This window comes from Limnohabitans sp. Hippo3, assembly GCF_003063665.1.
In the GTDB taxonomy this organism is placed as follows: Bacteria; Pseudomonadota; Gammaproteobacteria; order Burkholderiales; family Burkholderiaceae_C; genus Limnohabitans_A.
On record NZ_NESF01000001.1, the window covers coordinates 257,689 to 273,404 of the forward strand.

Sequence of the window (15,716 nt, forward strand, 5' to 3'; positions counted from 1 at the left end):
CCCGGCCATGGGCTGTGCGCATCGCCGACAATGCGACGCAGATCAACCAGCAGGCAGGGCATGCAAAGTTCTTTGGCCATCACGGCCTTGATGATGGGGGTGTTGGGTGGGCCACATTGTGTGGCCATGTGTGGCGCCGCCTGTGCGGGCCTGGGCCTAGCCGCAGGCGAGCGGCGTGCTCAGGCCTTGCTGGCTTTTCAGCTCGGGCGTTTGGCCGGGTATTCACTGCTGGGCGCGGTGGCTGCAGCCAGCGTGCAGGGCCTAGGCTGGTTGACCACGCAGTCGGCCGCCATTCGCCCGGTCTGGACCTTGCTGCACCTCACGGCCCTGGTGCTGGGCTTGCTGCTCATGCTGCAGGCACGACAACCCGTGTGGCTCGATGCCGCCGCTCGCCGCTTGTGGGCGCATGTGCGAGCCTTCAACAGCCGCTGGGGACGCGCCGCGCCCTGGATGGTGGGCGGGCTGTGGGCCTTGATGCCTTGCGGTTTGCTGTATTCGGCTTTGATGGTGGCCGCCTTGACCAGCCAGCCTGTGGAGGGTGCGGCGACCATGGCTTTGTTTGCGCTGGGCAGCAGCCTTAGCCTGTGGGCTGGTCCCTGGTTGTTTTTGCGCATGCAAACACTCGGTGACGGAGCCTGGGGCATGCGTGTGGCTGGTTTGGCGCTGGCAGGCGTCTCGGCCTGGGCTTTGTGGATGGGTTTGGTGCATGACCAAGCCCCTTGGTGCGTTACACCCTGAAACCAAACCGCACCGGACCAGACAGTTCTTTGACCCTGCTGGCCTTCACAATGCGCGTGTTTCTGTCAGTTGTTTTGACCCATTCCCGGAAAGAGCCCATGACTTTGATTTCCAAGCCTTCCATGGCCTTGGCCCTGATGACCACGCTTTTGGGGCCTGTCGCCTTCGCACAAGGCCCAAACCCATCCACCTCTCAGATGCCTCATGCGGGCTATGCTGTCGCGCATCAAGTCCTGCACCTGAGCGCTTCGGCACAGACAGAAGTGGCTCAAGACTGGCTGGTCATGAGCTTGTCGGTTCAAAAAGAGGGCTTGCAAGCGCCTGCGGTTCAAAAGCAGCTCAACGCGGTGCTGTCGGCCGCCTTGGCTGTTGCCAGCCCCATGGCCAAGCCCGTCGCACTGGAAGTGAGAACGGGCGAGATGAACGTTTCACCCCGGTATGGGCGAGATGGGAAGATCAATGGCTGGGTAGGGACGGCGCAATTGGTGTTGCAGGGCCGCGATGCCGAGCAGATCGCCACCCTCGCGGCGCGGTTGCCAGAGATGACGGTCTCGCGGATCGAATGGCGGCTGAGTGCAGAGCAAAAGAATGCGGCCGAAACACGCATCCAGGCCGAGGCGGTCGCACGTTTTCAGACCCGAGCCCAAGCCTTGACGCAGCAGTTTGGCTTCAGCGCTTACACCCTCAGGGAAGTGCGCGTGAACGCGCAAGAGGCCAGTGAGGGCAGTGTCATGCCCCGCATGGCCATGGTGCAGATGGACGAGACACCCGCTGCTGTGCCCACGATGGCAGGCAAGTCGCGCGTGGTGGTGAACCTGACGGGCAGCATCGCCATGCGCTGACAGGGTGGGCCTGAATTCAGGCCCTGAATCAGGCGGACAGGCCTTTGTAGAGCATGTAAGCGGCCAGCAGATAAAGCACGCTGGCAAAAACGCGCTTGAGTTGCTTGACCGGCAGTTTGTGGGCCGTTGCCGCGCCAATGGGGGCCATGAGCACGCTGCACACGGCAATCACCGCCAAAGCGGGCAACCACAAGTAGCCAAAGCTGTAGGCTGGCAGGTCCTGCACGTTCTGACCGCTGACGATGTAACCGGCCACGTTGGCCAGCGCAATCGGAAAACCCAAAGCTGCGCTGGTGGCCACCGCGTTGTGGATGGCCACATTGCACCAGGCCATGAACGGCACGCTGATGAAGCCCCCGCCTGCACCCACCAGGCCCGACAGCAAACCGATCAGACCGCCTGCGCCCAGCAAACCCTGGAAACCAGGCACTTGGCGAGAAGGGGCAGGTTTTTTGTCCAGAAACATTTGCGTCGCCGAGAAGCCGACAAAAGCCGCAAAAAACAAGGCCAGGTAAGTGCCTTTGGCAAAAGCAAAAATGCCCATGCTGCCGATCAGGCTGCCGATCACAATGCCCGGGGCCAGGCCCTTGACCAGATCCCAGCGCACGGCTTTTTTCTTGTGGTGGGCACGCACACTGGAGACGCTGGTGAAGATGATGGTGGCCATGGATGTGGCGATCGCCATCTTGACGGCCAGGTCGGGGCTGACCCCACGCGCACCCAGCAGGTAAGTCAAGAACGGCACCATGATCATGCCGCCGCCAATGCCCAACAGGCCCGCCAAAAAGCCCGTGCACAGGCCCAAAACGGCCAATTCGGCCAACAGCAGAGGTTCGATGATCATGGGGGAATGGAAAATCTAGAAAGGAAAGGTGTCTGCGAGTGCCACCGGACCGGCATCCTGAACCGGGGTTCAGGTGGGCGAGGGCAGACTGGCGTTGGGTTCATCTGACGCGAGACGATCACGCTCACCAGCCAATGTACCAAGCCCGGGCTCTAAGAGCATTGGTTCAAGGAAATATAAAGCCCGGCATGCACCGCAGACCATGGCATTGTAGGACTTTCAAAAGACCTGCCACAGAACAACGTCTGCATCAGATCAATTGACCGTCTTGCTCCAGAACATGGTCCAGACGCTTGAGCAGCTGCGACAAGCGCTCTTGCGATGCTTCGGGGACATCTGCCGCAGCAGCTTGGGTGTTGGTGGTGGGCGAAGGCGTTTCAGATTGCTCGAAGGCCAGATTCAACGCTGCCAGAACGGCGATGCGGTCACGCGCCTTGATCTTGCCGGCATCGCGGATCTTGCACATGGCTTCATCCACTTTGCGCACCGCAGCCAACAAGCGCTCTTCACCCCCCTCGGGGCAACCGAGGATGTAACTTTGTCCCATGATCTGGACGTCCAATTGTTTGTTGCTCATGCTGAAGCCTCAGGAGATGCGGGGGTGCTGGATGCGGGCAAACGCTCAATCAGGGCATCCACACGCGCTCTGGCTGCCGCCAGTCGGGATTTGAGCTGGTCACGCTCAAGGGTCAGCGCCTGGACTTGCTGGGCCAATAAAGCGTTGGTGCGTTGAAGCTCTTCGTGGCGCAGCAACAAATGATCCACACGCTCGGCAATTTGATCAATGGTGTCGGAATGGGCCATGGCAGACAAAGAAAAAGAGATTTCGCATTGTAGAGCGTGGGCGATTTTGTAGGCTGGGAGACAGTTTGGCGCATAAAATGATTGTTGTTGGTGCTCGCGATGCCGGTTCACGGCGCGCAGTTCAACGGGAAGCAGGAGGGAAAAGCCAACCCGGCCCACCTAACCTGCGCTGCCCCCGCAACGGTAAGCAGACGGGTTTTCTGTCAAAAGAAAATCCAGCTTTCATCTCAAACCACTGGTCGCCCTGAAACAGGCAACTGGGAAGGTGATGGAAGTCGCTCTGTCAGCCCGGATACCGGCCAACAAGGTGACCTGTCGCAAGACAGGTTGTAAAGCCCATGCACTGTCGGGGAAGGCGGTGAGGGCGTTTGACTTGTTAGTTTCTCATGAAGAAAAATATTTCTACTGTGGCGCGTTATGCCGCCCATACTTGTGGTGTCGCTCCAATTTTGTGGGCTTCGGTTGTCCATGCTCAGGTGCAGGGCGTAGCCCCAAGCCTTGACCTGTCACAAAACTCTGTGGTGATCAGTGCATCCAAATACAAACAGGATGCGCATGAGTTGCCGGTAGCCACCACCGTAATTACCCGTGCCCAGATCGAGTCCTCTGGTGTTGGAACAGTCAACGAGGCCATCATGAAACTCGGTGGTGTGCTGGGCCGTCCAAGTCTTTCCGGGGGAAACGAATACTCTTTGGACCTCGGGGGATTTGGTGATACAGCTGCCTCCAACATGGTGGTGGTCATTGACGGTATCGCTTACAAGCAGGGAGACTCCAGTGAACTGAGATTGTCTGCCTTGGCGCTTGATCAGATTGAGCGAATCGAGATTCTCCGAGGCTCATCGTCTGTGCTGTACGGCGAAGGGGCGGTTGCAGGGGTGATCCACATCATCACGAAAGCTTCGGGTCTGGTGCATCCAGTGGGTGTCTCGGGGCAGGCTACCGCTTCTGTGGGCTCCTACGGGACACGTGAAGTAAAAGGCGGCTTGTTCTATTCGGCTGAGCAATGGAATTTCAATGCTTCGGGACTAGACCGTCGATCAGACGGTTATCGTCAAAACGGCGCAAGTTCTGACAAAAACGTCAATGTGTCCGCACAGTTCCGTGGAGATAGCTTTCGCGTTGGCGTCATTGCTAATCAGCGCAGTGAGCATGCTCAGACACCTGGTGGATTGACGCTGACGCAGTACGCTGCCGACCCACGCCAGGCACAACCCTCTTCATTCAGCAACCGAACTTATCTGGATGCTAGGGCCAATGGCCAGGCGGCATTTGTTGAGGCGGATGTCTTGGGGAGTGTGTTGCGATTGGATTTGGCTCAGCGCAAGCGAGATTACGAAGCGCTGGCGGTCATGGGAGCTTTCGCATATCCGTTGCGATTTGAAACCAGCAACAACAGCACGGGACTGCAAGCGATTCGTCCCATGGACACAAGCTGGGGTCGCCAAACCTTTACGGTCGGTACAGAGAAAATTAACTGGGATCAAAACCGCATTTACCCGCTCAATCCCTCTTTTGGCAGCAGTATCAAACTGGGCTACAACACCACATCCTATTTCCTTAAAAGCGATTCGATCCTGAAGGCTACCGGTACGCAGTTGTCGGTGGGTTATCGCTCCGAAGATATTGATAAATTCCAGAATATCGTGGGGGGATTCACTCCAGGGAAAACGGTCAGTACAGACAAATTGTCTGCGGCAGAGTTGGGGTTTTCTCAGACACTGAACGAGGCTGCGACGGTGTATGGACGTTGGGCGGAATCTTACCGCTTGCCTAACGTAGATGAGTTCACGACTCCGGCCTACGACACGAACGGTAACCCAATTGCTCTGCGGCCGCAAACCTCTACGGAGAAGGAGCTTGGCCTCAAGTACCGCTGGCCAAGCCAGGCGCGTGCCAGTGTCCGCTGGGCGCGCTCAGATCTGAGAAACGAGATCATTTACGACCCTGCTAACTGGGCCAACATCAATCTGGAACCTACCCGCCGCCAAACTCTGGAATTCTTCTGGAGCTATCCGCACAGCTCTAGCCTCAGCGTTTCGGGTAGCCTGAGTCTGCGAGATGCTAAGTTCTTGTCTGGCGCCAATATGGGCAAACAAGTGCCTATGTCGCCCAAGCAGTCATTGGGTGTACGGGTCGATTGGCGCATGCCTGCCAAGCAAGTCATGTCATGGATGGTGACAGCGGTTAGTCAGCAAGCCATTGCAGGCAGCTTTGATAACGCCAGCAAAATGCCCGGATACGCCACTCTCGATTGGCGCTATGCACATACCCTCGACAAACTTGAGTTGTCGATTCTTGTGAAAAATCTGCTGGACAAGAAATACTATGGCTATGCCACGACAACCAGTGGTTACACCTTGTATCCGGACATGGGACGAAATCTCATGTTGACAGCTAAGTACAAGTTTTGACGCTTGTATGCAAAGCTTGGTGCTCGGCCCCCAACGCATCGTCTGTCTCACCGAAGAGACAACGGAGTGGCTCTATTTGTTGGGGCAGGAGCAGCGCATCGTGGGCATCTCGGGCTACACGGTGCGCCCGCGCCGGGCCCGCGAAGAAAAGCCCAAGGTCAGTGCATTTTTGAGCGCCAAGATCGACAAGATCCTGGCGCTCCAGCCTGATTGTGTTTTTGGCTTCTCGGACCTTCAGGCCGACATTGCGTCCTTGTTGATCAAGGCAGGCGTGCAGGTGACGGTGTTCAACCAGCGCAGCGTGGATGAAATTTTTTCCATGCTGTATCAGGTGGCGGCCATGGTGGGGCAGGCCGAGCAGGGCTTGGAGCGTTTGCAGGCCATGCGGGCCGAGCTCCAAGCGATCCAGCACAAAGCGGCAGGCTTTAAGCGCCGACCCAAGGTATTTTTTGAAGAATGGGACGAGCCCCACATCAGTGGCATTCGCTGGGTGTCTGAATTGTTGGGCATGGCCGGGGGCGACGATATGTTCCCCGAGCTGGCGGTGCAGTCGCTGGGCAAGGACCGCATCATCGCCGATCCACAGACCATCATCGACCGTGCCCCCGACATCATCATCGGCTCCTGGTGCGGCAAGAAGTTCCGCCCTGAAAAAGTCGCAGCCCGACCCGGCTGGCAGCATGTGCCGGCCGTGCGCAACGGGCAGTTGTTTGAAATCAAATCGGCCGACATTTTGCAGCCGGGTCCTGCCGCCTTGACCGATGGCGTGGCCCAGATGCACCGCATCATCAGCCAATGGGTGGACCAATATGCGTGATCCTCGGTCCTTCTGGTGGATCGGTTTGTTGCTGTGCTCTGCCTTGGCACAGGCTGTGACGGTGCGTGACGACCGCCAGCAGGATATCGTGATCACCAAGCCGCCTGAGCGGATTGTGAGCCTCTTGCCGTCTCTGACCGAAACCGTTTGTGCGCTGGGCCAATGCCACAAGTTGGTCGGCTTGGACCGTTATTCCAACTGGCCCGAATCGGTGCGCCAGCTGCCGCGCATGGGTGGCGGTCTGGACCCCAGCATGGAAGCGGTGGTGGCGCTACGCCCCGATCTTGTGCTGATGGCCACTTCGGCGCGGGGCGCCGAGCGCTTTCAAGCCCTGGGTTTGACCGTGCTGGTGCTGGAGCCGCGCACCCATGCCGATGCGCAGCGGGTGCTGCACACCGTGGCGCAGGCGCTGGGTGTGCCCAAAGCCCAAAGCGATGCCGTTTGGCGGCAGATCGATGCGGGTGTGGTTGCGGCAGCGCAGTCTTTGCCGTCCCACGCCAAAGGGCAGAAAATTTACGTCGAAGTCAGCCCTGCGCCTTACGGTGCGAGCGAGTCGTCTTTCATTGGCGAGACACTCGCGCGTTTGGGCATGCGCAACATCTTGCCCGCCAGCTTGGGGCCTTTCCCCAAAATCAACCCCGAGTTCGTGGTGCGTGCCCAGCCCGATGTGATCATGGCCGGTGACAGCAGCCGCGCCAACATGGCGCAGCGACCCGGGTGGTCTCAGCTCAAGGCGTTCCAGTCGGGCAAGGTCTGCGCCTTTTCATCGGAAGAGTCCGACATGCTGGTGCGTGCGGGTCCGCGCATCGCCGAAGGTGCGCGCCTCATGGTGCAGTGTTTGCAGCGGACGGCGGGGGATAAGCCTTGAGCCATTCCCCCAAGCCCTGGCTGCTGAGTCTGGTGCTGATGGTGCTGGGCGTGGTGGGCATCGCCTTGGGCAGTGCCATGGGCAGCACGGGTTGGGCGCCTTGGTGGTCGGACGTGCAAGACCCGATCACCTCGCAAATCGTGTGGGACATCCGTTTGCCCCGTTCTTTGGGGGCCTGGGCGGGCGGCGCTTTGCTGGGCTTGGCCGGGGCCTTGGCGCAAGGCTTGTTTCGCAACCCCTTGGCCGATCCTTATTTGTTGGGCAGTGCCTCGGGCGCGTCACTGGGCGTGGCCATTTACCTGAGCCTGTTTGGCGGCAGCGTGATGACCATGGGCTGGTGGGTCAAACTGGGCATGACGGGCGCTGCGTTCGTGGGTGCGGTACTGGCCGTGATGCTGACCTTGCTGCTGGCCCGAGGTGTGCAACACACCTTGCGCTTGTTGCTGGCGGGGGTGGTGGTGGGTGTGGTGCTCGGCGCCATCACCTCGTTTTTGAATTTGTGGCGGCCCGAGGTGTGGCAGGGCATGCAAGGCTTCATGCTGGGCTCCACAGGCTTCATGGCCTGGACCTCGTGTGTGTTGATGTGCGCGGTCTTGCTGTTGTGCGGGGCTTTGGCGGTGGTCATGGCGCGTGTGCTGGATGCCCTCACTTTGGGCGAAAACACCGCGCTCAGTCTGGGGGTGCCATTGGCACAAGCCCGCGTGTGGTTGATCGCCGTGATCGCTTTAGCCACGGGGACGGCGGTGGCGCAAATGGGATTGATCGCATTTGTGGGCCTGGCTGCACCCCATGTGGTGCGGGCGGTGGTGCTCGCCACGCACCGCTGGACGGTGGTGTTGGCCGCTTTGACGGGCGGTTGGCTGTTGTTGCTGGCGGACCTGCTGGCACGCGGCTTGATAGCGCCGCAGGAAATGCCAGTGGGTGTCCTCACGGCGGTGCTGGGCGGCGGTTATTTGCTGTGGCGCATGTCCCGCATCGCATCGGTTCGGGGGCTGTCATGAACGCCGCCTTGCAAGCGCTTGACCTGCGTGTTGACCTGGGTGGGCAAGAGGTGCTGCACGGGGTGAACTTGACCCTGCCCGCTGGCCGCTGGACCAGCATCGTGGGGCCCAACGGCGCTGGCAAATCTACCTTGCTCAAGGCTTTGTCTGGTTTGCTGCCGGCACAAGGCCAGGTGCATTGGTTTGGCCAACCCATGGCCGGTATCGCGCGGCGAGAGCGGGGGCAGCAGCTGTCGTGGTTGGGGCAGGGCGAGGGCGCCAGCGACGACTTGCGGGTGTCTGATGTGGTCATGCTGGGACGGCTGCCTTTTCAGGATTGGTTGTCGGCGCCCAGTGCACTCGACCAGCAAATGGTCGAGTCGGCCCTGAAAGCCACCCAGGCCTGGGATTGGCGCGAGCGCACTTTGGGCCAGTTGTCGGGCGGTGAGCGCCAGCGGGTGTTACTGGCCCGCGCCTTGGCGGTCAATGCACCCATCATGCTGATGGATGAACCACTGGCCAATCTGGACCCGCCGCATCAGGTGGACTGGCTGGAGCAGGTGCATTGCCTCTTGGCCCAAGGGACCACGGTGGTCAGCGTGCTGCACGAGATCGGCATGGCCTTGCACGCCGACGATGTGGTCGTGATGCAAGCCGGGCGGGTGGTGCACCATGGCGCCTGCGCCGACGAAGCCACACAGCGGGCCATCGAAGCGGTGTTTGACCAGCGCATCCGCATCGTGTCGGTAGACGGGCAAAGCGTGGCGCTGCCTCGGGTTTGATGCCATGAACGCACCGCACAAAGCACGTTGCATCATGGTGCTGGGCACCTCCAGTGGTGCGGGCAAAAGCTGGTTGACCACCGCGCTGTGTCGCCATTACGCCCGTCAGGGCCTCAAAGTCGCGCCTTTCAAAGCCCAGAACATGAGCAACAACGCCCGCGTGGTGGCCAGTTCCAGCGGCTTGGGCGAGATCGGCAGCGCACAATATTTTCAGGCGCTGGCGGCCCAAGCCGAGCCCGATGTACGCATGAACCCGCTGCTGCTCAAGCCCGAGGCCGACACGCGCAGCCAGGTGGTGTTGCTCGGGCAAGTGCATCCTGAACTGACTGAAACCCCTTGGCACGAGCGCAGCGAAAAAGTCTGGCCACACATTGCGCAGGCACTGGACGAACTGATCGCAGAAAACGATGTGGTCGTGATCGAAGGCGCGGGCTCGCCCGCCGAGATCAACCTGATGGCCAGCGACATCGTCAACCTGCGCGTGGCACGCCACGCCAACGCCCAATGCCTGTTGGTGACCGACATCGACAAAGGCGGGGCCTTTGCCCACCTGTATGGCACCTGGGCATTGCTGCCGCCAGAAGACCAGCAACGCATCACAGGCTTTGTGCTCAACAAGTTCCGTGGCGATGCCAGTTTGCTGGCCCCCGCCCCCGAGCTGCTCCAGGACTTGACGGGTGTGCCCACCGTCGCCGTCTTGCCCATGTGGTGGCAGCACGGCTTGCCCGAAGAAGATGGCGTGTTTGACGACCGCAGCCGTGCCAACGGGGCGGTGACCAAAACCGTGGCCGTGATCGCATACCCGCGCATCAGCAACCTGGACGAGTTTCAACCGCTCAAAAATGTGCCCGGCGTGCGCCTGCTTTGGGCCCGCAGCCCGGCCGATCTGGCTGGCTTGCACACCAGTGACTGGGTCATCTTGCCCGGCAGCAAACACACCAGCAGCGACTTGGCCTGGCTGCGCCAGCAAGGGCTGGACGCGGCCATCGCGCAGCATGCGCAGCGCGGTGGTGCGGTGCTGGGCATTTGTGGTGGCTTGCAAATGCTGGGCGAAGCGCTGATCGACACCCATGGCATCGATGGCAACGCACCGGGTCTGGGTCTGCTGCCGCTGGTGACTCAGTTCGCGCCGGACAAGACGGTGACCCAAACCGTGTCACGCTTTGGCCCGCTGAAAGGGGCTTGGGCTGCATTGAGTGGCATCGAGGTCGCAGGCTATGAAATCCACCATGGCCAGACGCAGGGGCACAGCGCCATGCTGGCAGCAGGCACAGTTCTGCGTGAAGTTTTGCCAGGCTTGGCGTGGCAAAGTGGCAGCGGTCAGGTGTTGGGCACCTATTTGCACGGGCTGTTGGAATGCCCGGCTGTACTTCAAGCCTTGTTCGGCGCTGGGGTGCCGACGCTCGAAACGGTGTTCGACGGCTTGGCAGATTTCATTGAACAGCACATCGATCCCGCCGTCTTGCAGCGGCTGATTCAAGACCCCACCGCCCGGTAAAATCAGAACCATGGAACTCAAAATCGTCGTCTACTCCAAGTCCGCATGCCCCCAATGCGAGTCCGCCAAAATGCTGCTCAAAACCAAGTCGCTGGCTTTTGAAGAAATCAAGATCGATGGCGAAGCCGAGCGCATGGCGTTTTACGAAAAATGCGGCCCTTCGGTCCGCCAGATGCCCCAGATTTTCATCAACGACCAGCGCGTGGGTGGCCTGGCCGGCTTGCAGGCGGCCTTGGTTCAACTCGGGCGCTGAGACCCGCAAGCCCTGACCTCGACGCCAGCACCCGCTGCGTCAGGGCTGCGAACTGTGTGCTGGCGAACCGTTCATGATGAACGCTTGATCAATGATGGTGCCTTGGCAGGTGCCGTGCATTTCAGGAGTTCTCATGTCCAAAGTTCTGGTTCTTTACTATTCCACTTACGGTCACCTGGAGACCATGGCGCAGGCCGTGGCCGAGGGCGCTCGGTCAACAGGGGCGCAAGTTGATCTGAAGCGGGTCGCGGAAACCGTGCCGTTGGCGATTGCCCAAAGCGGTCATTTCAAGCTGGATCAGGCCGCACCCGTGGCCACAGTGGCGGAGCTGGAAAACTACGACGCCATCGTTGTCGGTGCGCCCACACGGTTTGGCCGGATGCCTGCTCAAATGGCCAGCTTTCTGGACCAGGCGGGTGGTCTGTGGGCACGCGGGGCCTTGCATGGCAAGGTGGGCGGCGCCTTCACATCGACGGCCACGCAGCACGGCGGGCAAGAGGTGACCCTGTTTTCCATCATCACCAACCTGATGCACTTTGGTATGGTCATCGTGGGCTTGCCCTACAGCCACCAAGGACAAATGAGTCTGGACGAAATTGTGGGTGGCACGCCCTATGGGGCCACGACCATTGCTGGCGGCAAAGGAGAACGCCAACCCAGCAAGATAGAGCTGGAGGGTGCACGCCATCAAGGCCTGTTGATCGCGCAAACAGCCAACAAGTTATTTGGCACCTGAGGGGCATCGACTTCTCAAGGCCTGTGTGCTGCATTGCGGCACGAAATCGAGGACGCTGATGACATCGCAAAGACAGGAGTTCGACCCCTTGGGCCCTGTGCTGGTCGACTCGGATCGCTTGTGGGGGGCGCAAACTCAGCGCGCCCTCTTGCACTTCAACATCTCCAGTGAACGGATGCCTGTGGAACTGATCCACGCCTTGGCTTCGGTCAAACGGTCTTGCGCCAAGGTCAATGGTGACCTGGGACTTTTGCCGATGCACAAAGTGCGCAGCATCATGGTAACGACCGAAGAAATCATGGCGGGCACGCACGATGCCGAGTTCCCGCTGTCGGTCTGGCAAACCGGCTCTGGCACACAGACCCACATGAACATGAATGAGGTCCTTGCCAATCGCGCATCCGAGCATTTGGCAGGCCCTCGTGGTCCAGAGCGGCTGGTCCATCCCAACGACGATGTGAATTTGGGGCAATCGTCCAACGATGTGTTTCCAACGGCCCTGCATGTGGCTGCGGCTTTGGGCATTTCGACACACGTGTTGCCCGCGCTGGACGAGCTGCAGGGCAGCCTGCAGGAGAAATCACAGGCTTTCTCGGGCATCGTCAAGCTGGGCAGGACACACCTGCAAGATGCCACGCCGATCACGCTGGGACAGGAGTTTTCAGGTTATGCCGCGCAATTGGCCAACGCCCGCCAGCTGATCCAGGGCGCGCTGAGCTGGCTTTACCCATTGGCCATCGGCGGCACGGCGGTCGGAACAGGCCTGAACACCCACCCGCAATTTGGCCCACGTGTGGCGGCCGAGTTGGCGCGGGTGCACCACATGCCCTTTGAGAGTGCCGACAACAAGTTCGCAGCCTTGGCTGCACACGATGCTTTGGTGGCAACGCATGGCATGCTCAAAACGCTGGCCATTGCGTTAACCAAGATCGCCAACGACATTCGATGGCTGGCTTCAGGCCCGAGATCGGGTTTGGGCGAAATCACCATCCCGGACAATGAGCCCGGCAGCTCCATGATGCCCGGCAAGGTCAACCCCACCCAATGCGAAGCATTGACCATGCTGTGTGCCCAAGTGATGGGCAACGATGTGGCCATGGGCATCGGCGCGGCGTCCGGGCATTTCGAGCTCAACGTCTACAAACCGCTGTTGGCCCACAACCTGCTGCAGAGCATTCGTCTGTTGGCCGACGGCATGCGCAGTTTCGACCAGTATTGCGTGCGGGGTATCCAGCCCGATGTTGAACGCATCGATGCGCACCTGAAAAAATCCTTGATGCTGGTGACCGCCTTGGTCCCGCACCTGGGCTATGACCGATCGGCAGAGATTGCCAAGTGGGCTTTGAAGAATGGCAGCTCACTCACCGAGGCCGCGCTCTCGCTGGGCTACGCCAGTCAGGCGCAATTGGATCTTTGGCTTCAGCCCGCGTCGATGCTGGGGCCCATGCCAAGCCACGCCAACCCGTCACCTGACACCTGAAACGCACCAGATCAAACGCCGTGGTGCTGCGCGGACTGCATCAATGCACCAGCACAAAATCAATGAACCCGCGCTCGACCGAGGTGAAGACCAGCTTGACGGTCACCGCCTGGCCAACCCTCAGCTCAGGCAGTGGGCCCGTGAGCCGACCTTCTGCCGGAGGTTGAAGGATGCGGACCCAAACGCCGTGGTCCCCCAGGCCAGTCACCAAACCACTGAAACGCTCGCCCACATGGGAGTGCAGCAACAAGGCGGCCTCGGATTTGCGAACTTGGCGTTCCACTTTCTGGGCGGCATCTTCTTGCGCTGTGCAGTGCGACGCCAGATCGGCCAATTCGGCATGGGCGTAAGCGGGCTTGGCGTTGTTCAGCACCGACTTGATCAGCCGCTGAGTGATCAGATCGGGAAAGCGCCGATTGGGCGCGGTCGAATGCATGTAGTCGTGCACGGCCAAACCGAAATGGCCGATCGGGACATGGCCGGGGCGTTCCACCACGTATTCGCCAGAGCCCATGAGTTTCACGATGACCAGTGACAGGTCGGGAAACCGCAGCGGGTCCCGCTTGTGCTGGTTGGCCAAAAAGGCTTCCAGGGCTTGTCCGTCGGGTTCGTTCGGCAATGTGACCCCGTACTCTTGTGCCACCTGCACAATGCGCAGCCAACGCTCGGGGGAGCGCACTACGCGGCGCAGCGATGCACGGCCGTGGGTCGCCAGAAAACGGGCGGTGCTGCGATTGGTGGCGATCATGAATTCTTCGATCAACTGCCTGGCCCGATTGTGTGGCTGCTGTTGAATGTCCGTGATCCGGTCGCCATCGAACAGCGCTTTGGGCTGAAAAGTTTCGAATTCCAGCGAACCTTCTGCACGCCGCAAGACCCTGAGTTTTTGCGCCAACTCGTCTTGCAGGCGCAGCTGAACCTGCATGCCCTTGACCCGGCGAGCGGGCTCCGGCAAATCGCCTTCACCCACCAGCCACGCCGAAACGGCGTCGTAAGCCAGCTGCGCCTTGTTGCGCACCCGCGCCCGATAGATCGACGATTCCAGCAAGACCCCGTCCTCGCTGAAAGCCATTTCAACCACCACAGCCAAACGGTCTTCGTCCTGATTGAGGGAGGTCAGATCGGTGCACAGCCGCTCAGGCAACATCGGAAAGATCAGGGCCGAGGTGTAGACCGATGTGGTGTTTTGGCGCGCATGTTCATCGATGGGCGTGCCTTTTTTCACCAACGCATCGACATCGGCAATGGCCACATGAACCCGGATCTTGCCTTGGTGTAGCGGCTCGATCACGGTCAATTGGTCCAGGTCACGCGAATCGTCGTTGTCGATCGAGCACCACAGCCATCCGGTGAGGTTCTGGACAGCCTCGTCAGACTCGGTGGCAGGGCCTTTGAGCGAGGCGACCTGTCGCTGTACCGCGTGTGAAAACTCCGGCTCCAGTCCTCTGCTGAACATGGCCCAGGTGGCGATGGTCGAAAGGTTGGCCCTGTGGTTGGACAGGATGTGGCGCATGAGGAGCCTTTCCGGGTATTGTCCCATTCTGCGCCTCTTGTGGGGATGAACACTGTTCGCAAAGCCTCTTTGGCGTGCCCGGTAAACTTGTTCTTGTGGTGCGCAAAAGGTCATCTGCGGCCAACACCGACCTGAAAGGACAACATGAGCCTGATACTCAAACAAACGATCACCGGGCCTGCGGCCTGGAAGGGTGCCGACATGGTGGGGGACACCTCTTGGTTGCATCACTTGTCGGCGGAGGTGATCGCAACGCTGGATGCCGCACTGGCCCATGTCAAAGCCCAAGGGCTGACGTTTCCGAATTTTTCCCGCGAAGACTTTCCAATTGGCGACTGGGCACAAGCCCTGAAGGCGCACAGCGACGAGCTGGAAAACGGCCGGGGCTTTCTGGTGCTGCGCGGCCTGCCTGTGGAGCGCTACAGCGAAGAAGACATCCAGATTCTCTACTACGGCATGGGTCTGCACATGGGCGTGCCTGTGCGGCAAAACCCCAAGGGCGACTTGCTGGGCGTGGTCATGAATGTGGGCGATGTGACGAAAAAAACCACCCGCGTTTACGAAACCAACCTGTATTTGCCTTACCACTCGGACCCGTCGGACGTGGTGGGCCTTTTGTGTCTGCGCAAGGCCAAGCAGGGGGGCTTGAGCAGCTTGGTGAGCGTGGCCGCGATCTACAACGAGATCCTGCAACACCACCCCGAGTACCTGGGTCTGTATTACCGCACCTGGTATTTTTCGCACCTGTGCGAGGACCTGCCCAGCTTGTCGCCCATCTTCAGCCACCACCAGGGCAAGCTCAGCTGCCGTTACCTGCGCCAGTACATCGAACTGGGCCATGAGATCCGCCAGCTGCCCTTGTCGAAGGTCGAAATCGAAGCGCTCGATCTGTTTGATGACATCATGCACCGCGAGGATTTCCGCCTCAGCATGATGCTGGAGCCCGGTGACCTGCAGTTTGCCAACAACTATGCGGTGCTCCACTCGCGCAATGAGTTTGAAGACCACGGCGTCCACGAACTCAACCGCAAAATGCTGCGCCTGTGGGTCAAGATGCCCAATGCGCGGACCTTGGCGCCGGAGTTTCCAGGTCGTAACGGGTTCCCGGCACCTGTAGCACTCGCCTGATGGGTCCGCCAAAGACCCT

The 15,716-nt window shown here is 60.1% G+C and carries 16 protein-coding genes and 1 riboswitch; of the genes, 12 read left to right on the forward strand and 4 right to left on the reverse strand.

Translation table 11 applies throughout. The annotated features are described in order from the left end of the window. Positions 1–60: 60 nt before the first annotated feature. A complete protein-coding gene (locus B9Z34_RS01250) occupies positions 61–738 on the forward strand; it encodes a sulfite exporter TauE/SafE family protein (RefSeq protein WP_108426267.1) in 678 nt (225 codons plus the stop codon). 98 nt (positions 739–836) lie between these two features. Then, the gene (locus B9Z34_RS01255) at positions 837–1,580 is read left to right on the forward strand and encodes an SIMPL domain-containing protein (protein ID WP_158268687.1); all 744 of its coding nucleotides are present in this window, start codon (positions 837–839) and stop codon (positions 1,578–1,580) included. 28 nt (positions 1,581–1,608) lie between these two features. Here B9Z34_RS01255 and B9Z34_RS01260 read toward each other — a convergent pair whose 3' ends face one another. The 3 genes from B9Z34_RS01260 to B9Z34_RS01270 form a co-directional block, all read right to left on the reverse strand. After that, positions 1,609–2,424: a sulfite exporter TauE/SafE family protein gene (locus B9Z34_RS01260; protein ID WP_108426269.1), complete on the reverse strand. Its 816-nt coding sequence runs from the start codon at positions 2,422–2,424 to the stop codon at positions 1,609–1,611. Between the two features lie 250 nt (positions 2,425–2,674). After that, complete coding sequence (locus tag B9Z34_RS01265; protein ID WP_108426270.1) at positions 2,675–3,001, reverse strand: cell division protein ZapA; 327 nt, start codon at positions 2,999–3,001, stop codon at positions 2,675–2,677. Then, on the reverse strand, positions 2,998–3,228 hold the full coding sequence (locus B9Z34_RS01270) for a DUF904 domain-containing protein (protein ID WP_108426271.1): 231 nt from the start codon (positions 3,226–3,228) through the stop codon (positions 2,998–3,000). The genes B9Z34_RS01265 and B9Z34_RS01270 overlap by 4 nt, the downstream gene beginning before the upstream one ends. 71 nt (positions 3,229–3,299) lie before the next feature. Beyond that, a riboswitch (cobalamin riboswitch) is annotated at positions 3,300–3,547 on the forward strand. A gap of 67 nt (positions 3,548–3,614) precedes the next feature. Between B9Z34_RS01270 and B9Z34_RS01275 the strand changes: the two genes are divergently transcribed. From B9Z34_RS01275 to fumC, 9 genes are all read left to right on the forward strand, one after another. Then, positions 3,615–5,642, forward strand: a complete 2,028-nt coding sequence (locus tag B9Z34_RS01275; RefSeq protein ID WP_108426272.1) for a TonB-dependent receptor — start codon at positions 3,615–3,617, stop codon at positions 5,640–5,642. Between the two features lie 7 nt (positions 5,643–5,649). Beyond that, positions 5,650–6,459, forward strand: coding sequence for an ABC transporter substrate-binding protein (locus B9Z34_RS01280; protein ID WP_108426273.1), 810 nt, complete (start codon positions 5,650–5,652; stop codon positions 6,457–6,459). Continuing rightward, complete coding sequence (locus B9Z34_RS01285) at positions 6,452–7,327, forward strand: ABC transporter substrate-binding protein (protein WP_108426274.1); 876 nt, start codon at positions 6,452–6,454, stop codon at positions 7,325–7,327. Before B9Z34_RS01280 ends, B9Z34_RS01285 begins: the two co-directional genes overlap by 8 nt. Before the next feature lie 38 nt (positions 7,328–7,365). Beyond that, the gene (locus B9Z34_RS01290) at positions 7,366–8,328 is read left to right on the forward strand and encodes an iron ABC transporter permease (RefSeq protein ID WP_108426845.1); all 963 of its coding nucleotides are present in this window, start codon (positions 7,366–7,368) and stop codon (positions 8,326–8,328) included. Further along, positions 8,325–9,089, forward strand: coding sequence for an ABC transporter ATP-binding protein (locus B9Z34_RS01295; protein WP_108426275.1), 765 nt, complete (start codon positions 8,325–8,327; stop codon positions 9,087–9,089). Before B9Z34_RS01290 ends, B9Z34_RS01295 begins: the two co-directional genes overlap by 4 nt. A gap of 4 nt (positions 9,090–9,093) precedes the next feature. Beyond that, entirely contained in the window at positions 9,094–10,587 is a 1,494-nt protein-coding gene (locus B9Z34_RS01300) for a cobyric acid synthase (protein WP_233249365.1), read from the forward strand. Between the two features lie 10 nt (positions 10,588–10,597). Then, the gene (locus tag B9Z34_RS01305) at positions 10,598–10,840 is read left to right on the forward strand and encodes a glutaredoxin domain-containing protein (protein ID WP_108426276.1); all 243 of its coding nucleotides are present in this window, start codon (positions 10,598–10,600) and stop codon (positions 10,838–10,840) included. 133 nt (positions 10,841–10,973) lie between these two features. Further along, on the forward strand, positions 10,974–11,576 hold the full coding sequence (gene wrbA / locus B9Z34_RS01310) for an NAD(P)H:quinone oxidoreductase (RefSeq protein WP_108426277.1): 603 nt from the start codon (positions 10,974–10,976) through the stop codon (positions 11,574–11,576). Between the two features lie 58 nt (positions 11,577–11,634). Next, positions 11,635–13,056, forward strand: coding sequence for a class II fumarate hydratase (gene fumC / locus B9Z34_RS01315; protein WP_108426278.1), 1,422 nt, complete (start codon positions 11,635–11,637; stop codon positions 13,054–13,056). Positions 13,057–13,096: 40 nt separating this feature from the next. Here fumC and B9Z34_RS01320 read toward each other — a convergent pair whose 3' ends face one another. Beyond that, positions 13,097–14,569, reverse strand: coding sequence for an RNB domain-containing ribonuclease (locus tag B9Z34_RS01320; protein WP_108426847.1), 1,473 nt, complete (start codon positions 14,567–14,569; stop codon positions 13,097–13,099). 144 nt (positions 14,570–14,713) lie between these two features. Here B9Z34_RS01320 and B9Z34_RS01325 point away from each other — a divergent pair, with 144 nt between their 5' ends. Continuing rightward, a complete protein-coding gene (locus tag B9Z34_RS01325) occupies positions 14,714–15,697 on the forward strand; it encodes a TauD/TfdA family dioxygenase (RefSeq protein ID WP_108426279.1) in 984 nt (327 codons plus the stop codon). The last annotated feature ends 19 nt before the right edge of the window (positions 15,698–15,716 follow it).